Source organism: Pseudomonas sp. 3JA, from assembly GCF_036961705.1.
GTDB classification, from domain to species: Bacteria; Pseudomonadota; Gammaproteobacteria; order Pseudomonadales; family Pseudomonadaceae; genus Aquipseudomonas; species Aquipseudomonas fluorescens_Q.
Genome location: NZ_JBAMDJ010000009.1, coordinates 37,369 through 59,812 on the forward strand (window position 1 = coordinate 37,369; position 22,444 = coordinate 59,812).

Below are 22,444 nucleotides of genomic sequence, written 5' to 3' on the forward strand. Positions count from 1 at the left end.
AATGCGGCTCAAGCCAACAGCTCCGTGATCCAGCGAGCCTGCCGGGCGATGTCCTGCAGCTTCTCTTGCGGCACGGTTTGCCGCGCCTTGGCGAAGCTGGTGAGGGTCTTTTGCTTCTGACGCAGCAGGCGTTGCCACTTGGCCAGGAAGACCGGGGTTCGCGCTTGCATCTGCAGCGGGCCGAAGTACAGCTCCTCGGCGGTGTACGTCACTGGCCCGGCGCGCTCGGCGACGATGATCTCGTAGTAGAAGCGGTTTTCCCGCAGCACTTCCTCGCAAAGGATGCGGTAGTCGTTTTCCATCAGCCACTGGCGCAGCGGTTGTTCGCCGCCGTTGGGTTGTAGAATCAGCCGCTCCTGACCGCTCAACCGCGCTTTACCGCTGTCCAGGATGTCGCGGATCGTCTCACCGCCCATGCCGCAGAGGCTGATCGCCGTGATCCCGTCTTCCGGCTCGATTGCCGCCAGGCCATTGGCCAGGCGCACGCTGATCCGCCGTTCCAGGCCATTCTCGACCACGGTGCGTTCGGCGGCGCGCAACGGCGTCAACGCCACCTCGCCGGCCACCGCCATCGCAATCACACCACGGCGCAGCAAGGCCACCGGCAGGTAAGCGTGATCCGAGCCGATATCGGCCAAGTGCGCACCTGCCGGCATATGCGCCGCCACGCGCTCCAGGCGCATGGACAATGTCTGTTCGTTCAACTGCAGTTCCCTGGGTTAATCGTAGAACGGCTCGACCGCCGTCCGACTGCCGACAAAGAAGCTGTCCGCGACCAACCGCAGTGGCTGCAGGTCCATGTCGCTGGCCTTGTCGTTGATCAGTTGCTGAAAATGTCGATACACCGCGGCGTACTCGCCCTCCTCGGAGACGGCCTGGCGCACGCCGTCGATGCTCAACAGCGCACCGCCGTTGTCCAGGCGCAGGACGCCTTCGGCGCAGCGAATCTCGATGCTCCAGAGTTCGTCATGACCATGGTCGAAATCGAACTCCGCCCGGATGTCGAGGTGGCGCGCATCAGCCATCTTGATGCTGGCGGCAATCGGCGACTGGCAGTTGTCCGGCACGCGCAACTCGGCGGACTCCACGAACAGCGGCAACGCCAGCAGATGGGTCACAATCGACAAGGCATTGATACCCGGATCGAAGACCCCCAGGCCGCCGGGCTGCCAGATCCACGCCTGGCCGGGGTGCCACTTGCGCACGTCTTCCTTCCAGTCGATCTGCACGCTGTGCAAGGTGCGACTGGCCAGCCAGTCACGGGCGGCAGCGATGCCCGGGGCGTAACGCGAATGCCAGGCGAACAGGCCGCTGACGCCTTGCTCGCGAACCTGCTCCACCAAGGCCATGGCTTCACCCAGCGTGGCGCACGGCGGCTTTTCCACCAGGACGTGTTTACCGGCCGCCAGCGCCTGTTGCACCAGGGCGAATCGACCTTGTGGCGGTGTGCAAAACGCAATCGCATCGACCTGCGGACCGTTTTCGAGCAACTCGCCCAGGGATCGGAAATTCTCCACCCCGGCGCAGGGCTGCCCTTGCGTGGCGACCGCCACCAGTTGGAACGCGGGGTTGGCGTGGATGGCTGGAACGTGTTGATCCTGGGCAATCTTGCCGTAGCCCACCAGCCCGAGACGAATCGGTTGCATCGATGACTCCTGTTTTTTTGTATTTGTGATCGGGCAGCAAACTAGACGCAAATCGCCTGGCGGACAATGGGGGCCGTACAGTATCTACCCGATTGCCCTGCACTGCGCCGCTAAGGCATCAACTACGCAGTTGCTCACGGACACTCGTCACGACGTTGGTCACCCGGTCGTAGAAGGGCTCCAGCCGCTCACGTGGCGCATCGTGCTCCACCACCAGGGCGGCGACCTCATCACAAGAAACCACCTGATAATGAGCAACGCTGGACAGCTTTTCGTTGGTCACCGCGGTAATCACTTGCCCACTTGCCGCCACCACTGCGCGCTTGAACTCTGCGTCCTCAAGGCCGAATGCCGTGACCCCATTGTCTGGATCAATGGCGCAGGCCCCCAGAAAACACACGTCATAACTGAACTGGCGCAATTGCTCCACCGCCGTCAGCCCGATCACACCACCGGCGATTGGGTTCAAGCGCCCCCCCAGAAGGATGACTTCGGCACGGGGCAGTTTCATCAACTGCACCGCAATCAACGGCGAATTGGTGGAGAGGGTCAACTGAAGGTTCGGATCGATGGCACCTGCAATCGCCAGGTTCGTCGACCCGGCATCGATGAACACGTGCTGGCCCGCACGCAGCAATGCAGCGGCCGCTTGGCCGAGGCTGCCCTTGCGTACCGGGTCCTTACGCACGCGAACATCCAGCGACCCTTCGGCAGCCGGCACAAGTATCGCGCCGCCATAAACGCGCTTGCATAACCCCGCCGCTGCCAATACCCCCAGGTCACGCCGGATCGAGTGTTCGGACACATTGAATTCGCTGGCCAGGTCAGCCGCGATCACCCGGCCATACCGGGCGAGACGCTGGCTGATCAATTGCTGGCGTTCGCCGGGGAACGCTTCATGGGGAGAAGTCATGGGATACAACCTGCATAAACGAGCACTAATGATCATCAACGAGCAGATAGTGCCGGTTATGCAGCGAAGCGTCAAACCCGCTCATTCCAGCGGGCGCCTGCACGATCAATTGCTCAAGCGCTCTGTGGGACATTCGTGCCCATGCCCAATGGCAGGAAGGGTTGAATTTCTTCGATCTCCTCGGCGCTGAGGCGCAGCTGCGCGCCGGCAATCAGCCCATCGACCTGCCCGCGGCAACGGGCTCCGACGATGGCACCGGTCACCACCGGCTTGCGCAGCACCCAGGCGATGGCGACTGCCGCCGCACTGACCCCGTGCCGTTCGCCGATACCGGCCAAGACCTCGACCAGCGCCAGGTTCGCGCTCAAACGAGGCTCCTGGAAGTCCGCGCTTCGCGCCTTGCGCCAATCGTCGTCGGGCAATTGGGCGATACGTTCGCGCGTCATGCTGCCGGAAAGCAGTCCCGATTGAAGGGTGGAATAGGCCAAGACCCCCATTCCCGTGTGCTCGCAAAATGGCAGGACGTCTTCCTCAATGTCCCGCATCAAGGCGGAATATGGCGGCTGAAGTGAAACGATCTCGGTCACCGCCCGGGCCCGCTTGAGCTGCGCGACATCGAAATTGGAGACGCCAATAGCGCGAATTTTCCCCTGTTCACGGGCGGTGGCCAACGCCGAAAGCGCCTGCTCGAGCCCTTCGCTGCTGCCGTCGGCAGGAAAGGCCGGCCAGTGGATCTGATAAAGGTCGAGGGTTTCGACTTGCAGTCGGCGCAAGCTTGCCTCGACCTCGGCGAGCAACGATCGAGGCGCCAACGAATGTGAGATTGCCTTGGTGACCGGGTCCCAGACCAGGCTGCCCTTGGTGAACACCAATGGGCGCTGCGAAGCCGGCAGCCTACGCAACAGCTGCCCGACCAACTGCTCGGCATGGCCCAAACCATAAACCGCCGCCGTATCGACCCAGTTCACCCCGCATTCAACGGCATATTCAAGGGCACCCAGGCTGTCCTCGTCGTCCTGCGCACCCCAGCTGTATTCCCAGCCGGTGCCAGCAATGGCCCAGGTTCCCAGGCCAATGGGTGAAATCAGGAAGTCCGATGATCCAAGACGATTCTTTTGCATAGCGAGTTCTCCACAGATGATGTGGGCAGTATCCGCGAGGGATCTCATGACGATAAGATGGGTAATCGTATTTGAACTACTGAACCGTATTCATGAGTCAGCACCCCGATCTTTCCGAACTGGATGCCTTTGCCACCGTCGCTCGCCATCGCAGCTTTCGCAAGGCCGCCGACGAGCGTGGCGTTTCGGCCTCGGCATTGAGCCACGCCATGCGGGCACTGGAAGCACGCCTGGGTGTCAGGCTGCTCAACCGCACCACGCGCAGCGTTACCCCGACCGAGGCCGGTCATCAGCTATTGGCAACGCTGGCCCCTACCCTGCAGCAGGTTGCCGAAGCCTTGGCCCAGTTGACCTCGCTGCAGGATGTGCCCGCCGGCAAGCTTCGCCTCAACGTGGCGCGTCCGGCGGCACGCGCGGTATTTGCAAACGTGCTCGCGCCGTTTGTGGCCAGGTATCCTCGCATTCAACTGGACCTGGTCACTGATGACGGCTTGACCGATATCGTCAACGGTGGCTTTGACGCCGGCGTGCGCTTTGGCGAAAGCCTGGCCGGCGACATGATCGCCGTCCCTGTCGGCCCCCCACAATCGTTCGTGACCGTAGCCGCGCCAAACTACCTGGCCACGAAGGGGATCGCCCAGGCTCCACGGGACTTGCTCGACCATGCCTGCATCGCCCGGCGTTTTCCCAGCGGCAAACTCTACGCTTGGGAGTATCAGGCAGAGGGGCAACCGATCCGGTTGTCCGTCACCGGCCCACTCATTCTTGAAGACGATGCGCTGATGATCCAGGCGGCGAAAGACGGCGCCGGGATCGCCTACGTCTACGAGGAGCTGGCACGCGACGACCTCCGCAATGGGCATCTCACGGAACTGCTTGCGCAATGGAAAGCGCCGCCAAGTCGGTTTTTTCTCTATTACCCCAGCCGACGCCATGTGCCGCCGGCCCTGAAAGCGCTCATCGAGTTCATCCAAGCGGACGATTGGCTAACCTGAGGAAACAGCGGCAGAGGTTTCCCGCGTACCGCTGTTTGCACAGTCTGGATTGGACTCGTTCGTCGCTAAGTGCTGAGGCGGGCGTTCAGTATCTGATTAACTCAGCCCAAGCGATGTTGCACTCGCACAATTCTTGAGCTGCGCCCTTAGCCATTCAGCAGGCGGCCGCCGTCAAGGACGATTTCAGAGCCGACCGTCCAGCGCGACTCGTCGGATGCCAGATACAGCACTGCTTTGGCCACCTCGTCGGAGGTACCGAAGCGCCCAAGCGGAATGGTGGCCGCGATCTCTTTGTTAAGCTGCTCGCGATAAGCTTCCGGAATACCGAGCTTGTCGTAAAGCGGCGTCTCGACGGGGCCAGGGCTCACTGCGTTGACCCGGATGCCACGGCCCAGCAATTCGGTCGAGAGCGTCTTCGACATGTTCAGCAATGCGGCCTTCGTTGCGGCATACACGGACGAGCGATCTGCGCCTGCATGGGCGCTTACGGAAGTGGTCAACACGACGGAAGCAGGATTTGCGAAGACCGGCAACAGCGCCTGCATCAGGAAGTACGGCCCTTTGACGTTGATGTCGAAAGAGCGGTCGAACATTTCTTCCGTCCATTGCTCGATGGGCAGCCAGACGGATACGCCGGCATTGAGGAAGGCAACGTCGAGTTGGCCGTAGTGTTCCTTGATGACTTGGGCCAGCTCCTTTTGTGCTGCAACGCTGGCCGAGTCGGCGCGCAGCACCGGCACTTCCGGGCCCAGTTCGGCCTGGGCCTTTGCAATCGAATCGGGGTTGACACCCGTTACGATCACGCGAGCCCCTTCCGCGAGGAACTGCTTTGCCGTTTCCAGCCCGATGCCACTGGTGCCGCCAGTGATGAGCGTACGTTTACCTTGCAAGCGCGACATTTGAATTCTCCGGTGAATGACGACCACCGCGGTCGACATGGAGAAATATGCGCTCATGCCTCGTATAGGATAAGACCACCTATTCGCATATGATTCATGCAAATCAGGCATGAATCGAGGTGGAGAAGTGGACCGATTTCTTTTGATGACATGCTTCGCGCGTGCTGTAGAAACTGGGAGCTTTTCGGCGGCAGGGCGCGATCTAGGGTTGGGGCAACCCAATGTAAGCCGCTATGTAGCGGCTCTGGAGGACCATTTGCAGACGCGCTTGCTCCACCGGTCTACGCGCAAGCTCTCCTTGACGCCGGAGGGCGAACGCTACTATGCGGACATCCGGCGCATCCTGGATGCGGTGGATGAATCCGAATCGTCCTTCAGGAACAACGTCGAGCCATCGGGCCTCTTGCGCGTAGCCTGTCCGACAGCGCTCGCACACGCGTTTGTGCTGCCGCATGTGCCGGCCTTTTTGGAGCGCTACCCTCAATTGAACCTGGATCTGCAACTCAACGATCGATACGTAGACCTGGTCAATGAAGGCACCGAACTCGCCATTCGCATAGGACACCTGGAGGACAGCGCCCTGCGCGCCCGGCCTCTTGGGTGGTACGACCGGGTCTTCGTCGCCAGCAAGGAGTACTTGGCCAAACGTGGAGTACCGCAGACCCCGGATGATCTACGCGACCACGATTGCATCATCTACACCTTGCTGTCGTCCGGGGCGACCTGGCGATTCCGGGACGCGGACATCCCGATTAGCGGCAGGCTCAGGGTCAACTCGCCCGACGCTGTGAGTGCGGCAGTCGCGGCAGGCCTGGGCGTGGCGCATGGACCTGCGTGGCTGTTTGAGAGCGGGCTGAACAGCGGGAAATTACAGTTCATTCTCACCCACCATGCGGCTCCCCCTGTCCCCGTGCAGATGGTTTATGTCGCCAATAGACTGCTCCCCACGCGGGCTATCGTGTTCATGGATTTTATGGCTGGCGTGTTTTCAAGGATTCCAGCCTTGAACGGCAGCTCCCCTTTGCCGACGCTATAAGACAAAACGTGCCCCCTAACGCTCTTGCCGATCGCCGCGCGGGTGCGCGATGCCGGTCACGGCGGATGCGCTGTCCGGGCCGAAATACCGGGCTGGAGTCATCGTCAAACAAAAAAAGCCCCGCGACCGAGGACGGTGCGGGGCAAGGGAATTGGTTGGTTGCGGCCAACCAAAGGAGCACAGTGAAAAACGTTTACGGGCCGGTCAGATGCATTCCTGTGCGGCGCGTTCGAAACTCGAAGGCAGGAGGTTGGAGGCCAGCAAATGTCGCTCGTAGATGAATACCTTGCCGCCGCTACCGGCCTTGTAGGCTTCCAGCACGTTGTCCGCCGAGACTTTGCTCGGCACCACGATGCGGTAGCTGCGCTGGGTCTGCGAGACCATCGGGTTCAAGGCACTGCCCTGCAATTTCGGTACGACGCACTCAGCGTATTGGGCCGGCGTCTTGCTGGTCTGCAAGGTCAGGGTCGGATCGTTCGGCGCCGAGGCACAACCGGCCAGCAACAACGGGGAAAACGCCAGGGGAAGCAAAAATAAAGGGCGCATGGGTGGGGTCCTGAAAATAAAAATAATGGGCTGCGTGTTCGATGGCGCTGATTTTCCAATGATTGCCGGCAAAGCAGAACTTGCATTTCGTAATGGTCACTATTACTCCTAGCAATAGTTGCAAGCCGAGAAAGACTGATGAGGTATAGCCATGAGAACGTTTGATCTGATTCGCGACGCGGTATTGCCCGACTTCCGTGAGCGGGTGGCTGATTACCTGATCCAGTACGAAAGCGTGCTACTGAGCAGCACCGAACCCGACCCGGAGCTCAGGCGCGCCACGGCCAATCAACTGCGCGGTTATTTGCGCGGGTTGAACACCACTCGGGTACTGGGCATGGCAGATTGGGAGGAGCTGGATCGGCGGGTGGTGAATACGTGGCTTTAGCGCCCGGCCAGTGACAGGCCGGACTTCCAGGAATGGGTTCGATTCATTGTGGCGAGGGAGCTTGCTCCCGCTGGGCTGCGCAGCAGTCCTCTTGCAGCCGCGGCCCAACGCAGGCTTGCGCCCGGTCCACCAGCCGTTGCACCCACGCGGCATCCTGATCATTGACCACCCCATAGCGGTTCGGCGGTAGAAAGTTCCAGTGATGAGCGGCCTCTTCCAGGCGCTTGAGCTCATCGGCAGACAGCCAATACGGCGTCTCTACCAATGGCATCGGCGCACCGTCGAAACGTCGGCCCAACTGCAGGTTCGTGCCGGGGGCGAAAGCAATCGCCAGTTGCTGGCGGGGTTGCAGGAGCTTGTTCGGTGCGGGCATTTGCCCTACTCGCCCGTAGCTGAAGTCGCCCGAAAATTGCTCCTTGAGCACCAGCCAATGCCCCGCCGCGGTCTTGGCCAGAATCCATTGCGATATACCGCTGTCTTGCACGCACTTCAACTTGCCGTCGGTCCATTGCATGAGGGTGTTGCAGTCCGGGTCATAGTCGTTGGACCACAGGCTGATGCCGGAGACCAGGGTATGGTGTTCGAGTTCGACCAGCCCTTGATCGGGCATCGATTGCCAAAATCGCTTGGTCGGCTGGCGCTTATCGCGCAAGTAGTTATGCAGGACCCAGGCAGCCATGAACAACAAGGTGGCGAGCACAAGCCAGCCAAGGGAATCCCCGACGATTCGGTCAAGGTCGACGCCAGGGGCGGATAACCCTTGATAGACCAGCAGCCCCAGCAGAAACGCGATGCCCGGCAGCACCGGGCCCAGGCACAGAGGCGGCACCAGCACCATGATCCAGCTGAAGCGATGCAGGGTCGCGCGCTCACGCGCCCAGGCCAGCTCCTGCTCCAGCATCGGCACCCTCTCCCGTGGGCCGATGCCAGGGTCGGGGGTCTGGAAGCGCATGTACAGGATGTAGGTGTCATCGCTCATGGATCGGATCATGCCCTTGAAATCATCATGGTCGAGCAACCCTTCGGGGCGCCCCTTGACGCTGGAACACGCGTATTATCCGGGTAACCAGGCGCCATGTAGACACCCATTCATGCCCATCTCCCAAACACGCCCCTCTCCCGCACCCTTGCTCGAGCCAGGCGAGACAGTGGTCCTGTTCGACGGCGTTTGTAAACTGTGCAATGGCTGGGCGAAATTCCTGATCCGCCATGACCACGCCCGACGCGTGCGGTTGGCCTCCGTACAGTCGCCAGAAGGACAAGCCTTGCTTGCCTGGGCGGGCCTGCCCCTGCATCAATTCGACACCATGGCCGTGGTTCGCGATCAGCATTACTGGGTGCGTTCGGATGCGATTTTTGAAGTCGTAGCCCTATTGCCCTGGGCCTGGCGCCCGGTGAAACTGCTGCGCTACGTCCCCCGCAGGCTGCGGGACTGGGCCTACGATCGCATTGCCCTGAATCGTTATCGGCTGTTTGGCAAATACGACGTTTGCCTTTTGCCGAGCGCGGATCATGAGCGGCGTTTTTTGAAGATTCCCACGCCTGGGACCTACCCGGCGGAACGGATCGATATTTAGCCCAGCAAATAAGCGGGGCCGCTTCGCGCCCCAGCGGGAGCAAGCTCCCTCGCCACAAGAGCGGTTCGGCAGTGGGTCAGTTCATCAGGAGCAGAGCTGTTTTTTTGTGGCGAGGGGATTTATCCCCGTTGGGCTGCGCAGCAGACCCTAAGGCATCCACTCAATCAACCTGACGCACCGGTATGTCAGGTTTCGGGGCCGCTCCGCGCCCCAGCGGGAGCAAGCTCCCTCGCCACACGAGCGGTTCGGCAGTGGGTCAGTTCATCAGGAGCAGAGCTGTTTTTTTGTGGCGAGGGAATTTATCCCCGTTGGGCTGCGCAGCAGACCCTAAGGCATCCACTCCATCAACCTGACGCACCGGTATATCAGGTTTCGGGGCCGCTTCGCGCCCCAGCGGGAGCAAGCTCCCTCGCCACAAGAGCGGTTCGGCAGTGGGTCAGTTCATCAGGAGCAGAGCTGTTTTTTTGTGGCGAGGGGATTTATCCCCGTTGGGCTGCGCAGCAGACCCTAAGGCATCCACTCAATCAACCTGACGCACCGGTATGTCGGTTTCGGGGCCGCTCCGCGCCCCAGCGGGAGCAAGCTCCCTCGCCACACGAGCGGTTCGGCAGTGGGTCAGTGAGTTGCTGCATTGGCCCCCTGCTGATACTCCCGAGGGGTGCAGCCGAACTCGCGGCGAAACACGGTGTGCAGGTACTGCGCCGATTTGAAGCCGCAATTCTGGGCGATGTCGGCAATCGGCGAGTGGGTGTTTTCCAGGCCATTGGCGGCGGCGGCCAGTTTGAAGCGCAGGATTTCGTCGTGGACACTGCAGCCCCGCTCCTTGCGAAAGTGCGATTCCAGCGATGAGCGCGACACGCCCACATAGGCCGCCACCTGGGCCGTCTTGATGCCCTGGCAGGCGTATTGGCGGATGAAGAGCAGTGCCTGCATGACATAAGGGTTGCCCAACGGCTGATGCAGACTCGACACCTGCACATTGATCGCATCCGGCGGTATCAGAATCTGTGTGCCCGTGGACGGCATGCCGTGCAGCATCTGGTGGAGCAGGCGCGCGGCGGTCCGGCCCATGGTTTCGGTGCCTTGGATCACCGAGCTCAGCGGCACTCGCGTCAGGCTGCGGGTCAGGGGGTCGTTGTCGATGCCGATCAAGGCCACCTGCTCCGGCACAGCGATTCCGGCGGTCAGGCAGGCTTGCAGCAGTTGCCGGGCGCGGGCGTCGCTGACGGCGATGATGCCGATGGGTTTAGGCAGACTTTGCAGCCAGGCGATCTGCTGTTCGACGGCGCTGTCCCACAGCGGTGCGCTGGTGCCCATGCCGCGATAGACCTCGGCGTGCAGGCCATCGCGCTGCACCAGCCGGCGGAAGGCTTTTTCCCGTTCCTGGGCCCAGCGATTGGCTTGTGCTTCAGGCAGGCTGAAACAGGCAAAACGCGTCAGCCCGGCCTCGATCAGGTGCTCGTAGGCCAACGTCATCAACGCATCATTGTCGGTGGCGACATAGGGGATGCCTTTCGGATAGGCGCGCTCATCCTGATAGGAACCGCCCACCGCCACCACCGGCAGCTTGATCCCGGCCAGTGCCTCGCCAATCAGCGGGTCGTCGAAGTCGGCAATGATCCCGTCGCCCTGCCAGCGTTCGATGCCTTTCAAGCGACAGAGGAAATCCTCCTCGAGGAACAAGTCCCAGGACGCGCGGGTGCTGCTCAGGTAGTTGCCGATGCCGCTGATGATGCCGCGGTCGTAGATCTTGCTGCCATTGAACAACAGTGCGATGCGGTGAACGGGCGGGACGGTTTTCATTGGTTTAACCCTGGGCCGATGCACACAGACTAGGCGCGCAAGCGATGAACCTCAATACTCAAAATCGAACGCCCTGTTGGTGATTTTCATAATCAGCAGCCTCGGGGCCGGCGTTAGTATCGAGACACCGCCAAGAATAAAAAAGGAACTCGCCCATGTCGTACTTCCCCGCTGTCGACAAGATTCGCTACGAAGGCGCCGCCAGCGACTCGCCGCTTGCCTTCCGTCACTACGACGCCAACAAACTGGTGCTCGGTAAACCCATGCGCGAGCACCTGCGCATGGCGGTCTGCTACTGGCATACCTTCGTCTGGCCGGGGTCGGACGTGTTCGGTGCCGGTACCTTCAAGCGCCCGTGGCAGCACGCTGGGGATCCCATGGAGGTGGCCATCGGCAAGGCCGAAGCGGCCTTCGAGTTCTTCTCCAAGCTGGGCATCGACTACTACTGCTTCCACGACACCGATGTCGCCCCGGAAGGCACTTCGCTCAAAGAGTACCGCGAACACTTCGCCCAGATGGTCGACCACCTGGAGCGCCATCAGGAACAAACCGGGATCAAGCTGCTGTGGGGCACCGCCAATTGCTTCAGTAACCCACGTTTTGCCGCAGGCGCCGCCAGTAATCCGGACCCGCAAGTGTTCGCCTGCGCCGCCGCCCAGGTGTTCAGCGCCATGAACGCGACCCAACGCCTGAAGGGCTCCAATTACGTGCTGTGGGGCGGTCGAGAAGGTTACGAAACCCTGCTCAATACCGACTTGAAACGCGAGCGCGAGCAACTGGGCCGTTTCATGCGCATGGTGGTCGAGCACAAGCACAAGATCGGCTTCAAGGGCGACCTGCTGATCGAGCCCAAGCCCCAGGAACCGACCAAGCACCAGTACGATTACGACAGCGCCACGGTGTTCGGCTTCCTGCAACAGTTCGGCCTGGAAAACGAGATCAAGGTCAACATCGAAGCCAACCACGCGACCCTGGCCGGGCATAGCTTTCATCATGAGATCGCCACGGCCGTCTCGTTGGGGATCTTCGGCAGCATCGACGCCAACCGGGGCGACCCGCAGAACGGTTGGGACACCGACCAGTTCCCCAACAGCGTCGAAGAGATGACCCTGGCCACCTACGAGATTCTCAAGGCGGGCGGTTTCACCAACGGCGGGTTCAACTTCGATTCCAAAGTGCGGCGCCAGAGCGTGGACGAACTCGATCTGTTCCACGGTCATGTGGCGGCCATGGACGTCCTGGCCCTGGCCCTGGAACGCGCGGCAGCCATGGTCCAGAACGACCAGCTCCAGCAGTTCAAGGACCAACGCTACGCCGGTTGGCAGCAGCCGTTCGGCCAAGCGGTCTTGGCCGGTGAATTCAGCCTCGCCTCACTGGCCGAGCATGCCTTCACCAACGAGCTGAATCCCCAAGCCGTCAGCGGTCGACAGGAGATGCTCGAGAACGTGGTCAACCGGTTTATCTATCCCTGACAACGGGCAGAGCTGTGGTGCTGTGAGGTTGTTACATTCTCGCGACAAATCTCTGCCCACAGCGCTCGGCGACTCTCTACAGTTCTATCCGCACCACGCTCATCGTCAGGCAGTGTCTTTCAAACAACAATAAAAGGACGCACCACCATGAAAACATTCAAACGCACGTTACTCGCTGGCGCCCTCGCCCTGCTCTCGCTGCCGGTCATGGCCGATGCGGCCCATCCGAAAATCGGTTTTTCCATCGATGACCTGCGCCTGGAACGCTGGTCGCGGGACCGTGACTACTTCGTCGCGGCGGCGGAAAAACTCGACGCCAAGGTCTTCGTCCAGTCGGCCGATGCCAACGAGCAGAAGCAGATCTCGCAGATCGAAAACCTGATTTCCCGCGGCGTCGATGTGATCGTCATCGTGCCGTTCAACGCCACCGTGCTGACCAACGCCGTCGCCGAAGCCAAGAAGGCCGGGATCAAGGTCGTGTCTTATGACCGACTGATCCTCAACGCCGACATCGACGCCTACATTTCCTTCGATAACGAAAAGGTCGGCGAGATGCAGGCCAGCGGTGTGCTCAAGGCCGCGCCGAAGGGCAATTACTTCTTGCTCGGTGGCGCGCCCACGGACAACAACGCCAAGGTCCTGCGCGAAGGCCAGATGAAAGTGCTGCAACCGGCCATCGACAAGGGTGATATCAAGATCGTCGGCCAGCAGTGGGTGAAGGAATGGAACCCCACCGAAGCCTTGAGCATCGTGGAAAACGCCCTGACCCGGAACAACAACAAGATCGATGGCATCGTCGCCTCCAACGACGCCACCGCCGGCGGCGCCATCCAGGCCCTGGCCGCCCAGAAAATGGCCGGCAAGGTGCCGATCTCGGGCCAGGACGCCGACCTTGCAGCGGTCAAGCGCGTGATCGATGGCACCCAGACCATGACCGTCTACAAGCCGCTGAAGCTGATCGCCTCCGAAGCCGCCAAGCTCTCGGTGCAACTGGCGCGCAACGAGAAGCCGACCTTCAGCTCGCAATACGACAATGGCAGCAAGAAAGTCGACACCATCCTGCTTACCCCTACACCGTTGACCAAGGACAACATCGACCTGCTGGAAAAGGACGGGTTCTACACCAAGGCGCAGATCGCCGGGCAGTGACCCGGGGGCAAATTCTGGGTTAAGCAGAGTCCCTGTGGGAGCTTGCTCGCGATGGCGGCAGCCCATCCAATGTGGGTGCAAGCTGAAACACCGCTATCGCGAGCTCCCACAGAGGGCTGACTGACATCAGGAAATACTTGCCCCCTGCGTATGTGTGAGCCCTTTTCCATGAGTCCTTGCCATGTCCGACTACCTGCTGCAAATGAACGGCATCGTCAAAACCTTTGGCGGCGTCAAAGCCCTGAACGGCATCGACATCAAGGTCAGGCCAGGTGAGTGTGTCGGCCTGTGCGGTGAGAACGGCGCCGGCAAATCCACGCTGATGAAGGTGCTGTCGGCGGTCTATCCCTACGGCACCTGGGACGGTGAAATCCTTTGGGATGGCCAGCCGCTCAAGGCGCAGTCCATCAGCGAAACCGAAGCCGCCGGGATCGTCATCATTCACCAGGAACTGACCCTCGTCCCCGACCTGTCGGTGGCGGAAAACATCTTCATGGGCCACGAACTCACGCTGCCCGGCGGACGCATGAACTACCCGGCAATGATCCACCGCGCCGAAGCCCTGATGCGTGAACTCAAAGTGCCGGACATGAATGTCTCGCTGCCGGTTTCGCAGTACGGCGGTGGCTACCAGCAGTTGGTGGAAATCGCCAAGGCGTTGAACAAACAGGCGCGGCTGCTGATCCTCGATGAGCCCTCCTCGGCCCTGACCCGTTCGGAAATCGAGGTGCTGCTGGACATCATCCGCGACCTCAAGGCCAAGGGCGTCGCCTGCGTCTACATCTCCCACAAGCTCGATGAAGTGGCCGCCGTGTGCGACACCATTTCGGTGATCCGCGACGGCAAGCACATCGCTACCACCGCCATGACCGACATGGACATCCCGAAGATCATCACCCAGATGGTCGGACGGGAAATGAGCAACCTCTACCCCACCGAACCCCATGACGTCGGCGAAGTGATTTTCGAGGCGCGCCACTTCACCTGCTACGACGTCGACAACCCCAGGCGCAAACGGGTCGACGACATTTCATTCGTTCTCAAGCGTGGGGAAATCCTCGGCATCGCCGGGCTGGTCGGCGCCGGCCGCACGGAACTGGTGTCCGCGCTGTTCGGCGCCTACCCCGGCCGCTACGAAGGTGAAGTCTGGCTCAACGGCCAACAAATCGACACGCGCACACCCCTCAAGTCGATCCGCGCCGGCTTGTGCATGGTCCCCGAAGACCGCAAGCGCCAAGGCATCATTCCGGACCTTGGCGTGGGGCAGAACATCACCCTGGCCGTGCTGGATAACTATTCGAAACTGACCCGCATCGACGCCGAAGCCGAACTGGGCAGCATCGACAAGGAAATCTCGCGCATGCACCTCAAGACCGCGAGCCCGTTCCTGCCGATCACCAGCCTCTCCGGCGGCAACCAGCAAAAAGCCGTGTTGGCGAAAATGCTCCTGACCAAACCCCGCGTGCTGATTCTCGATGAACCCACCCGCGGCGTGGACGTCGGCGCCAAGTACGAGATCTACAAGCTGATGGGCGCGCTGGCGGCCGAAGGCGTGTCGATCATCATGGTGTCCTCGGAGCTGGCCGAGGTGCTGGGGGTTTCCGACCGCGTCCTGGTGATCGGCGAAGGCCAGTTGCGCGGTGACTTCATCAACCACGAACTGACCCAGGAACAAGTGCTTGCCGCCGCGCTCAGCCATCCCGATGGCCATAACAATAATGATCGGAAGTCCGCGTAGATGAATCAGGTCAAACAGCTGTTTTCCCGCTACAAAATGCTCGCGCTGGTGATCGCCGTGGCGCTGATCTGGCTGTTTTTCAGCTGGCAGACCGAGGGTGGGTTCGTGACCCCGCGCAACCTCTCCAACCTGCTGCGGCAGATGTCCATCACCGGAATCCTGGCCTGCGGCATGGTGCTGGTGATCATCAGCGGCGAGATCGATTTGTCGGTGGGTTCATTGCTTGGGCTGCTCGGTGGCCTGGCGGCGATTCTCGACGTGGTCTATCACATTCCGCTGCTGGCGAACCTGAGTTTGGTGGCCCTGTGCGGCTTGGTGATTGGCTTGGGCAACGGCTACATGACCGCCTACCTGCGTATCCCGTCGTTCATCGTCGGGCTGGGTGGCATGCTCGCGTTTCGCGGCGTTCTGCTGGGAGTAACCGGCGGCACCACCATTGCCCCGGTGTCACCGGAACTGGTCTACGTTGGGCAGGGTTACTTGCCGCACACGGTCGGGACCGGGCTCGGTATCCTGCTGTTCGCCCTGACGCTGTTTCTGACTTGGAAACAGCGGCGCAACCGTGCCCTCCATGGCCTGGCGGCCCACTCTCTGGTGCGTGACGTATTGCGCGTGGTGGTGATCGGCGCGGTGCTGGCGGGGTTCGTCTATACCCTCAACAGCTACGACGGCATCCCGGTGCCGGTGCTGCTCCTACTGATCCTGCTGGGCGTATTCAGCTACGTCACCAGCCAGACCGTGTTCGGTCGACGTGTCTATTCGGTGGGCAGCAACATGGAAGCCACGCGCCTGTCCGGCATCAACGTACAGGCCGTGAAGCTGTGGATCTTCGGCATCATGGGCGTGATGTGCGCCCTCGCCGGCGTGGTCAACACCGCACGCCTGGCCGCTGGCTCACCGTCGGCGGGCAACATGGGCGAACTCGATGCCATCGCCGCCTGCTTCATCGGTGGCACCTCCATGCGCGGCGGCTCTGGCACGGTCTACGGTGCTCTCCTCGGCGCGCTGGTGATCACCAGCCTGGACAACGGCATGTCCATGCTCGACGTCGACAGCTACTGGCAGATGATCGTCAAGGGCAGCATTCTGGTGCTGGCGGTGTGGGTGGATGTGAGTACGCGCACGGGGCGGCGTTGACGTGTACTCGTCATTTGCTGGCAGACGCCATCAGCACGCCGAACCCCAGGAAGGTGATGCCCGACAGCTTGCCGACGATCCTGGCGCCCTGGCTTGAAGAGAGCCAGCCCCTGGCGCCATTGGCCATGAGCGCATAACCGGAATGCACCAGTACGACAAGCACGCTATAGGACAACACCAGCAAGAAGAACTGGCTGTAATAGTGATCCAACGGCTTGATGAACTGAGGGAACACGGCGAGGAAGAAAAACCCGGCCTTGGGGTTGAGCAACTGGATCGACAGCGCCTCGCCAAATCGCCGCCACGGGCGCGTGGACGTGACCGTGAGTTCGGGCACGAAGCGTTGGGTGCGCCACATCTTGATGCCCAGGTACAACAAGTACAGCGCGCCGATGTATTTCAAAAGCGTGAAGGCCGTCGCCGAGGCGGCCAGGATCAATCCCAAGCTGCTGGCGCAGATACCCGCCACGATAAACGCGCCCGACGCGATCCCGAAGATGCCCGGCAGTGCACCGCGCCAGCCATGGCGCAAGGCATTGGAAATCGTCAACACCACACCGGGGCCCGGGCTGAGCACCGTCAGGGTCGCCAGGATCAGAAAAAGTCCATAACCGGCCATGCATCACTCCACATTGAAGGCGAATTGCTGTGGCCTTCAGGGTGGCGTGGCACCGGGACGCTGACAAACGTTTTAATTGCGACTCATATGTGACTAAATTAGACGCATGATCGCCAACCTCCCCCCGTTGAACGCCGTCCGCGCCTTCGCCGCTGCCGCTCGCCACCAGAGCTTCAGCCGCGCCGCCGAAGAACTGCACGTGAGCCACAGTGCCGTCAGCCGCCACGTAAAGCTGCTCGAAGAGCGCTTGGGCGTGCTGCTGTTCGAACGTCGAACCCGTCAGTCTTTGCTCACGCCTGAGGGGAAGGCGTTTTACGAACAGGTCAGCGAGGCGCTGACCCAGATCGCCAATGCCGCCACCGCACTGACACGCAGTGCAGCCCAGCGCAAAGTGATCATCAACGTGCGCCCCTCCTTCGCGGTGCGCTGGTTGATCCCTCGGCTACCGGATTTCGTGGCGCTGCATCCGGACATCAAGCCCGAAGTGGTCACCAGCACCAGACCACCGGACCCGTCACGAGAACCCTTCGACGTAGTCATCCGCCGTGGACGCGCCGGATGGTCAGCCCATGTGCAGCCCACGGCATTGCTGGAAGACGACCTATTGCTGGTCTCCGCGCCATCATTGCTGCAAAGCGTGCCGTTGGAAAACACCCACGACCTGGCCCGGCACACATTGCTGTCGGGCAAGACCCGCAGCAGCGATTGGCAAGCGTGGACAGTACACGCGGGCATCAGCCCCTTGCACAACTCGCCAACCTTGCAATTCGACCACATGCACCTGGTGCTGCAAGCCGCCGTCGATGGGCTGGGCGTGGCGTTGTGTCCGGCTTCACTATTGAGCAAGGATCTATCCAACGGGCGCCTGACCTGTCCACTGCCGTCGTTGCGCCTGCCGTTGTCCCGTTACTATTACGGTGTGTCTCGGGATGCCGCGGTTGACGCGCAGTTTTTTGTTGATTGGCTATTTTCTCAGATCCGGCAGCCGGCCACCGCTCAGCCGAAGGCGTAATCATGCTCATCGAGCCTTTCCATCGACATCCCCGACAGCGTCCTTGAAGACCTTCGGCACCGCCTGCTGAACGCAAGGCTACCAGAGCCCTTGGCCGAGCAAGGCTGGAGCGAAGGCATGGACATGGATGTGCTACGAGAACTTCTCGCACATTGGTCGACCGCGTTCGATTGGCATGCCCAGGAAGCCGATGCAGAAACCGCCTTCCTGCAACGTGCCGGGGCATTTGCCGATGCCGCAGGCGCCTACGTCGGAGGATATCAGGGCGTTTTTTCGGGCTTGGCGTTGATCGAGTCGAAGATGTGCCTGGGACTTGATCACGCGCCCTCTACTGAAATTTTTATCGCAGCCAATGCGACTCAGTTGTCCACCCCAGAAAAACACGCGCACCTTCGGCAGTCGGTTCATGTTGTGGCAGGCGACGGCCCGCTGCCGCGACGCGCAGTCCAATCATCACAGGTTGGAATTTCTCCCGGAAAGCACCTGGCTGCTGAGCGAAATGCGCTTCGATAGCCTCGATAGCAAGCCCCCTTTCGGACTCGTTGAGCATGGACAGGTAAAACACCATCTGGCGCCAGGCGTATGCGGTGTTCTTGAGCATGATCAAACGCCCATGATAATGCTCGATTCGCATCTGCTGACGCCTGCAGATCCATTCAAAACAGACCTGAACGAGTGAGCTCAAGCGTGGATACAACAGGGTTCTCAAATTGAGCTCGCAAAAGAACAATGAGAGATTCTGCGTGGTCAGTATCTGTTGTTGCTCAATGATGGTGCCGTTGGTTGCTGGATTCCAGGTATTGAGTTCTGCGTTTGCGCGTCGCGCGCACAAGGAAGTCAAAGCATCGGTACTCGACGAGCGCCGCCAAAACGATCCGTTCGCCTTCGACTTGGGTTTATCGGGAAGCCTCGCCAGTACGTCGATATCAATGTCGTAGTAACGGGCGTACAGGGTGCCTGTCAGCGCCTTGGCCGCGCGCCTGGCGGCGTCGATGAACTTGTTTGAAAACTCCCCCATGAATATGTCCGAAGCGACTTCGTCAACGAAGGGAAGATTCAACCCGGCAGTTTCAGCGAGGGCGCACAGTTCCTTAAGCAGCTTGTTGGGCACAATCGCCTGGGGGAAGGCAGATAACGTCAGCGCTGAGGACTCGATAAGCGCCTGCCGGGCAATGTCCGCATCGGCAGGGTCACGTTGGCGATTGCCTTCGATGGCCGCGACCCACGGCAACTCGCTCAGCCTGACCTGGCTTTGCAGATCGAGCAATAACAACGAGCGCCGCCGACGAAAAACACGATAAGTAGCGGCGTATAAATTGCCCACCGAGGGGTCGCGGAATCCGGAACTACGTATTTCAGCGCTCATCGCCGGCAATACCCGCGCGACGGTGTCGCCCGAGGTAATCAAGCCGTGTTCGATCAACTCAGCAATCGTACCGCTACGGCAGCGCTCCACGCGCCGGCGAATCGCCTGCGGAAGATCAGCTCCGTCCGTCAAGGCGAAGACGTTTGCCTCTTCCGTAGTGATCGGTTCAAGCAAGGGAGTCAAATCCGCGACCCCATCGTTGGCCGGATAGCGCTCCATTCGCATGGCAACAGCCTTGGCGATGACGTGATGCCCCGGCGCCGCTACATGCTCGCGTTGCGTTGACCGGTACTCACGGTGAGCGCTGGAGTCAGGCCGCCCATGCTTGCGCACGAAATCATCAACAATCTGACGAACGCGACCCACTTGACGGCCTGTCAGCGAGTTCGAATCGCCAGCGCATTGTTCGAGCAGCGCGAACAGTTCCCAGCGGCGTTTCGAAACCCCGACTGTGTCCCCTTGCGTTTCGCGAGCTGCATTGACGCGAGTGCAAAGCAAAGCAGCCTGTTCACGCCACCCCTCTGGATAAACCCTGCAGGGCCAATCGTCTTGGTAAGTCAAAAGAAAATGGGACACGGCGGCGTCATACAGGGGTAAGCAGACTTCGATAACCTGTTTTTGAACCGCCACACGTGATTGACCGCGCAACTTCAAGAGCCGCTGCCGAATCTCACCGACATCAAAGACATGTATTTGCGCCGCAGAAAATTGCAGCTTTTCACAGGGTGATGGAAAGAAACGCAAGCGGTCGAAGAAGGGTGTGATCGTTTCTATGAGAGCCCAGGCTTCGTCCACTCGCTGTTGCCCTAACAGCCAAGTCACACTCAGCAGGGCTGACTCTTCCGGAACTTCGACTCGGTAACTGCCCTCCGCCAGATATCCCCGCAATACTTCAAGGCCTTCATCCGTCAGATACCACGCATTGATATCCAGGCGTTCAAGGCCCGGACGGATGCCTGGGATCGATGCGGCCAGCTCTCGCTCGTGCTCATTCAGGTCGCCGCCCGCCAGCAGGTGCCCCGTGGCAAAGCCGCCAGTGGCGACCTCCAGCGTCACCCAGACGGGAACATCCGCCAGCGGCATACGTGATCCGTACTGCGCAGTGCCCTGCACTGCATGCGCCAATACCTGCTGCCAGCGGGCAATCCGCTGAGCCGCTTTGGCGTACGCTTCTGACTCAGGATCAGCGCGCTGGGCGATGAGCGCTTTCGACAATTGAAAGATCGCATAGCCCGTGCCCATGCCAGGTGTTCCATCAGATCGAGTATCGTCCCTGAACATGCGTCCTCATGACCTTGCGATGTAATGGGTCCGGGGGCTGGATTCGAACCAGCGCCCACCCGGGTAAGAGCCAGGTGTTCTACCGCTGAACTACCCCGGAGCGGAACCGGCATTGTCGGTCAGCATCGCCAGGATGTGAAGCGTTTTGGCAGAGAGGACTGGGGCGTCCTAAAACCGTGTAGGAATTTACCTCCCGTGGCGAGGGAGCTTGCTCCCGCTGGGTTGCGAAGCAGCCCCAAATCGGCCACCGCGTTTCGCCAGGTACACCGCAGGCACCGGTTTTACGGCGGCTGCGCCACCGAGCGGGAGCAAGCTCCCTCGCCACAGGGGGCTGGGGTGTCCTACAGGTCGGTTGTTGCGGCTGGAATCGACTTCTGCCGACTTCTATAGTTGGGGTCGTCGCTGGCTTTGGCCGGTGATTGGGTTTCGCAGCCCAACAGATACGATAGCAACCAAGCATCATAAAAGTAACAATGGGTGCCTTTGGCGGTCGACGTCCTTTTATGGTGGCTGTGTGTGGGAGATCTTCGGGTCTGCCGGGTTCCTTCGTATCCTCGGTCTGCGAACCCACACGCAGCTACCACCCACCCCGTCCTGCTGATCGACACCCAAGCCCCGCTGCCCGAACTCCATGCTTGTGCCAGCGAACGCCTGCACGCCACACTCGATTACCTGACGCTGGTCGCCTGCACCAGCCTGAGTGATTCGGCATCGAGTGACATCAACACCATCACCAACGTCGCCCGGATTCTGGTGCAGGATGTGGCGGATGTGTTCGGCGTGATCGAACGGCGCGGACTAGAAGGCTAACCACCCCCTGTGGCGAGGGAGCTTGCTCCCGCTGGGTTGCGAAGCAGCCCCAAACCAGTCACCGCGTTTCGCCAGGCACACCGCAAACACCGGTTTTACGACTGCTGCGCAGCCGAGCGGGAGCAAGCTCCCTCGCCACAGTGTCCCCCCATCCAAACAGGGGCCGCATATATCTGCGCAAGCAAGGCTTGCCAAGCCGGATGGCCTGCAGGTACTGTCAGGCCATGAATCATTCTCAGATGACCTTGATCACCACAACCACGACCGCCCAAGGCGGGTCGTGCGAGATGTCGTGAGTCGCTGACAAACGAATCCCAAAGGCCCGCCAGTGATGGTAAGGGCCTTTTCTTTTGCCCTTGCGTCGCTGGCCCACACGCAAGGAAAGCACCATGCACGCTCTGTTGATTCTCGATATGCAAGTTGGGTTGTTTCACGGCCCGGATACCCCCTGGGCCGGCGAAGCGTTGCTGGACACGTTGAATGGCTTGCTGCTCAAGGCCCGGAGAGCTGGCGCACCGATTTTCCTGGCTCGCCACGTAGGCCCGCCTGGCTCGCCCATCGACCCTGCAAGCCCGCTGACGCAACTGGTGCAGGAACTGCATTTGGAAGGGAACGAAATCATCTTCGAAAAAAACCGCCCCAACGCCTTCACCCAGACGGGCCTGGCAGCGCGGCTAAAGGCTTGCGATGCTGAAGGCCTGGTCATCACCGGTATGAAAACCCAGTATTGTATCGACAGCACCTGCCGAGCCGCTCGGGACCTGGGGTTCGACGCGGTCCTGATCGCCGACGGTCATACCTGTTCCGACACGCCTGAATTGAAGGCAGAAATGATCGTTGCCCATCACAACGCAACCCTGGCAGGCGCCTTCTGTCGTGTCGTTCGCGCTGAAGACTGGCGCTTCTAAACTCCATCAGAAGATCGGCTCACGTCGG

21 protein-coding genes, 1 tRNA gene and 1 pseudogene are annotated in these 22,444 nt (G+C 60.7%); 12 read left to right on the forward strand and 11 right to left on the reverse strand.

All coding sequences use genetic code 11. The features are described 5' to 3' along the window. Window positions 1–8 precede the first annotated feature (8 nt). The 4 genes from V7773_RS09215 to V7773_RS09230 all read right to left on the reverse strand — a co-directional run bounded on the left by V7773_RS09215 (window position 9) and on the right by V7773_RS09230 (window position 3,680). A complete protein-coding gene (locus tag V7773_RS09215; RefSeq protein WP_092464454.1) occupies window positions 9–704 on the reverse strand; it encodes a tRNA (adenine(22)-N(1))-methyltransferase in 696 nt (231 codons plus the stop codon). A 15-nt stretch (window positions 705–719) separates the two neighbouring features. Continuing rightward, window positions 720–1,646 (reverse strand): Gfo/Idh/MocA family protein, encoded by a 927-nt coding sequence (locus V7773_RS09220; protein ID WP_336073108.1) that lies wholly within the window; start codon window positions 1,644–1,646, stop codon window positions 720–722. Window positions 1,647–1,764: 118 nt separating this feature from the next. Beyond that, window positions 1,765–2,559 carry a DeoR/GlpR family DNA-binding transcription regulator gene (locus tag V7773_RS09225; protein ID WP_336073109.1) on the reverse strand — a complete coding sequence of 265 codons (795 nt, stop codon included), beginning with the start codon at window positions 2,557–2,559 and terminating at the stop codon, window positions 1,765–1,767. A gap of 113 nt (window positions 2,560–2,672) precedes the next feature. Continuing rightward, on the reverse strand, window positions 2,673–3,680 hold the full coding sequence (locus V7773_RS09230; protein WP_336073110.1) for an aldo/keto reductase: 1,008 nt from the start codon (window positions 3,678–3,680) through the stop codon (window positions 2,673–2,675). 92 nt (window positions 3,681–3,772) lie between these two features. On the opposite strand from V7773_RS09230, the gene V7773_RS09235 reads away from it, so the two are divergent. Then, entirely contained in the window at window positions 3,773–4,675 is a 903-nt protein-coding gene (locus V7773_RS09235; protein ID WP_336073111.1) for a LysR family transcriptional regulator, read from the forward strand. A 146-nt stretch (window positions 4,676–4,821) separates the two neighbouring features. On the opposite strand, the gene V7773_RS09240 is transcribed toward V7773_RS09235, so the two are convergent. Further along, complete coding sequence (locus tag V7773_RS09240; RefSeq protein WP_336073113.1) at window positions 4,822–5,574, reverse strand: SDR family oxidoreductase; 753 nt, start codon at window positions 5,572–5,574, stop codon at window positions 4,822–4,824. Window positions 5,575–5,701: 127 nt separating this feature from the next. On the opposite strand from V7773_RS09240, the gene V7773_RS09245 reads away from it, so the two are divergent. Further along, window positions 5,702–6,610 (forward strand): LysR family transcriptional regulator, encoded by a 909-nt coding sequence (locus tag V7773_RS09245; protein WP_336073114.1) that lies wholly within the window; start codon window positions 5,702–5,704, stop codon window positions 6,608–6,610. 204 nt (window positions 6,611–6,814) lie between these two features. Here the strand turns inward: V7773_RS09245 and V7773_RS09250 are convergent, their stop codons facing one another. After that, on the reverse strand, window positions 6,815–7,156 hold the full coding sequence (locus V7773_RS09250) for a hypothetical protein (RefSeq protein ID WP_072344635.1): 342 nt from the start codon (window positions 7,154–7,156) through the stop codon (window positions 6,815–6,817). Window positions 7,157–7,307: 151 nt separating this feature from the next. Here V7773_RS09250 and V7773_RS09255 point away from each other — a divergent pair, with 151 nt between their 5' ends. Then, the gene (locus V7773_RS09255) at window positions 7,308–7,544 is read left to right on the forward strand and encodes a hypothetical protein (RefSeq protein WP_003201330.1); all 237 of its coding nucleotides are present in this window, start codon (window positions 7,308–7,310) and stop codon (window positions 7,542–7,544) included. Window positions 7,545–7,587: 43 nt separating this feature from the next. Here V7773_RS09255 and V7773_RS09260 read toward each other — a convergent pair whose 3' ends face one another. Continuing rightward, window positions 7,588–8,523 (reverse strand): hypothetical protein, encoded by a 936-nt coding sequence (locus tag V7773_RS09260; protein WP_336073115.1) that lies wholly within the window; start codon window positions 8,521–8,523, stop codon window positions 7,588–7,590. 112 nt (window positions 8,524–8,635) lie between these two features. Here V7773_RS09260 and V7773_RS09265 point away from each other — a divergent pair, with 112 nt between their 5' ends. Beyond that, on the forward strand, window positions 8,636–9,121 hold the full coding sequence (locus tag V7773_RS09265; RefSeq protein WP_336073116.1) for a thiol-disulfide oxidoreductase DCC family protein: 486 nt from the start codon (window positions 8,636–8,638) through the stop codon (window positions 9,119–9,121). Between the two features lie 615 nt (window positions 9,122–9,736). On the opposite strand, the gene V7773_RS09270 is transcribed toward V7773_RS09265, so the two are convergent. Then, entirely contained in the window at window positions 9,737–10,924 is a 1,188-nt protein-coding gene (locus V7773_RS09270; RefSeq protein ID WP_336073117.1) for a XylR family transcriptional regulator, read from the reverse strand. A gap of 155 nt (window positions 10,925–11,079) precedes the next feature. On the opposite strand from V7773_RS09270, the gene xylA reads away from it, so the two are divergent. The 4 genes from xylA to V7773_RS09290 all read left to right on the forward strand — a co-directional run bounded on the left by xylA (window position 11,080) and on the right by V7773_RS09290 (window position 16,420). After that, window positions 11,080–12,396, forward strand: coding sequence for a xylose isomerase (gene xylA, locus V7773_RS09275; protein WP_336073118.1), 1,317 nt, complete (start codon window positions 11,080–11,082; stop codon window positions 12,394–12,396). Between the two features lie 147 nt (window positions 12,397–12,543). After that, window positions 12,544–13,545 carry a D-xylose ABC transporter substrate-binding protein gene (xylF, locus tag V7773_RS09280; protein WP_025213958.1) on the forward strand — a complete coding sequence of 334 codons (1,002 nt, stop codon included), beginning with the start codon at window positions 12,544–12,546 and terminating at the stop codon, window positions 13,543–13,545. A 181-nt stretch (window positions 13,546–13,726) separates the two neighbouring features. Continuing rightward, window positions 13,727–15,283, forward strand: a complete 1,557-nt coding sequence (gene xylG / locus V7773_RS09285) for a D-xylose ABC transporter ATP-binding protein (RefSeq protein WP_092344923.1) — start codon at window positions 13,727–13,729, stop codon at window positions 15,281–15,283. After that, the gene (locus V7773_RS09290; RefSeq protein ID WP_003201312.1) at window positions 15,284–16,420 is read left to right on the forward strand and encodes a sugar ABC transporter permease; all 1,137 of its coding nucleotides are present in this window, start codon (window positions 15,284–15,286) and stop codon (window positions 16,418–16,420) included. Window positions 16,421–16,430: 10 nt separating this feature from the next. Here V7773_RS09290 and V7773_RS09295 read toward each other — a convergent pair whose 3' ends face one another. Continuing rightward, window positions 16,431–17,039, reverse strand: coding sequence for a LysE family translocator (locus tag V7773_RS09295; RefSeq protein ID WP_092141568.1), 609 nt, complete (start codon window positions 17,037–17,039; stop codon window positions 16,431–16,433). 106 nt (window positions 17,040–17,145) lie between these two features. Here V7773_RS09295 and gcvA point away from each other — a divergent pair, with 106 nt between their 5' ends. Together gcvA and V7773_RS09305 are read left to right on the forward strand one after the other, a co-directional pair. Continuing rightward, a complete protein-coding gene (gcvA, locus tag V7773_RS09300; RefSeq protein WP_336073122.1) occupies window positions 17,146–18,051 on the forward strand; it encodes a transcriptional regulator GcvA in 906 nt (301 codons plus the stop codon). Window positions 18,052–18,117: 66 nt separating this feature from the next. Then, window positions 18,118–18,189: pseudogene (locus V7773_RS09305) on the forward strand (hypothetical protein); the annotation flags it as partial. 202 nt (window positions 18,190–18,391) lie between these two features. Here the strand turns inward: V7773_RS09305 and V7773_RS09310 are convergent. Then, window positions 18,392–20,698 (reverse strand): hypothetical protein, encoded by a 2,307-nt coding sequence (locus tag V7773_RS09310; protein WP_336073123.1) that lies wholly within the window; start codon window positions 20,696–20,698, stop codon window positions 18,392–18,394. A gap of 25 nt (window positions 20,699–20,723) precedes the next feature. Continuing rightward, window positions 20,724–20,798, reverse strand: a tRNA-Lys gene (locus tag V7773_RS09315). A gap of 416 nt (window positions 20,799–21,214) precedes the next feature. Between V7773_RS09315 and V7773_RS09320 the strand changes: the two genes are divergently transcribed. Together V7773_RS09320 and V7773_RS09325 are read left to right on the forward strand one after the other, a co-directional pair. Beyond that, window positions 21,215–21,508: a fructose-bisphosphate aldolase gene (locus V7773_RS09320; protein ID WP_336073124.1), complete on the forward strand. Its 294-nt coding sequence runs from the start codon at window positions 21,215–21,217 to the stop codon at window positions 21,506–21,508. Between the two features lie 389 nt (window positions 21,509–21,897). Next, the gene (locus V7773_RS09325) at window positions 21,898–22,416 is read left to right on the forward strand and encodes an isochorismatase family protein (RefSeq protein WP_336073125.1); all 519 of its coding nucleotides are present in this window, start codon (window positions 21,898–21,900) and stop codon (window positions 22,414–22,416) included. The last annotated feature ends 28 nt before the right edge of the window (window positions 22,417–22,444 follow it).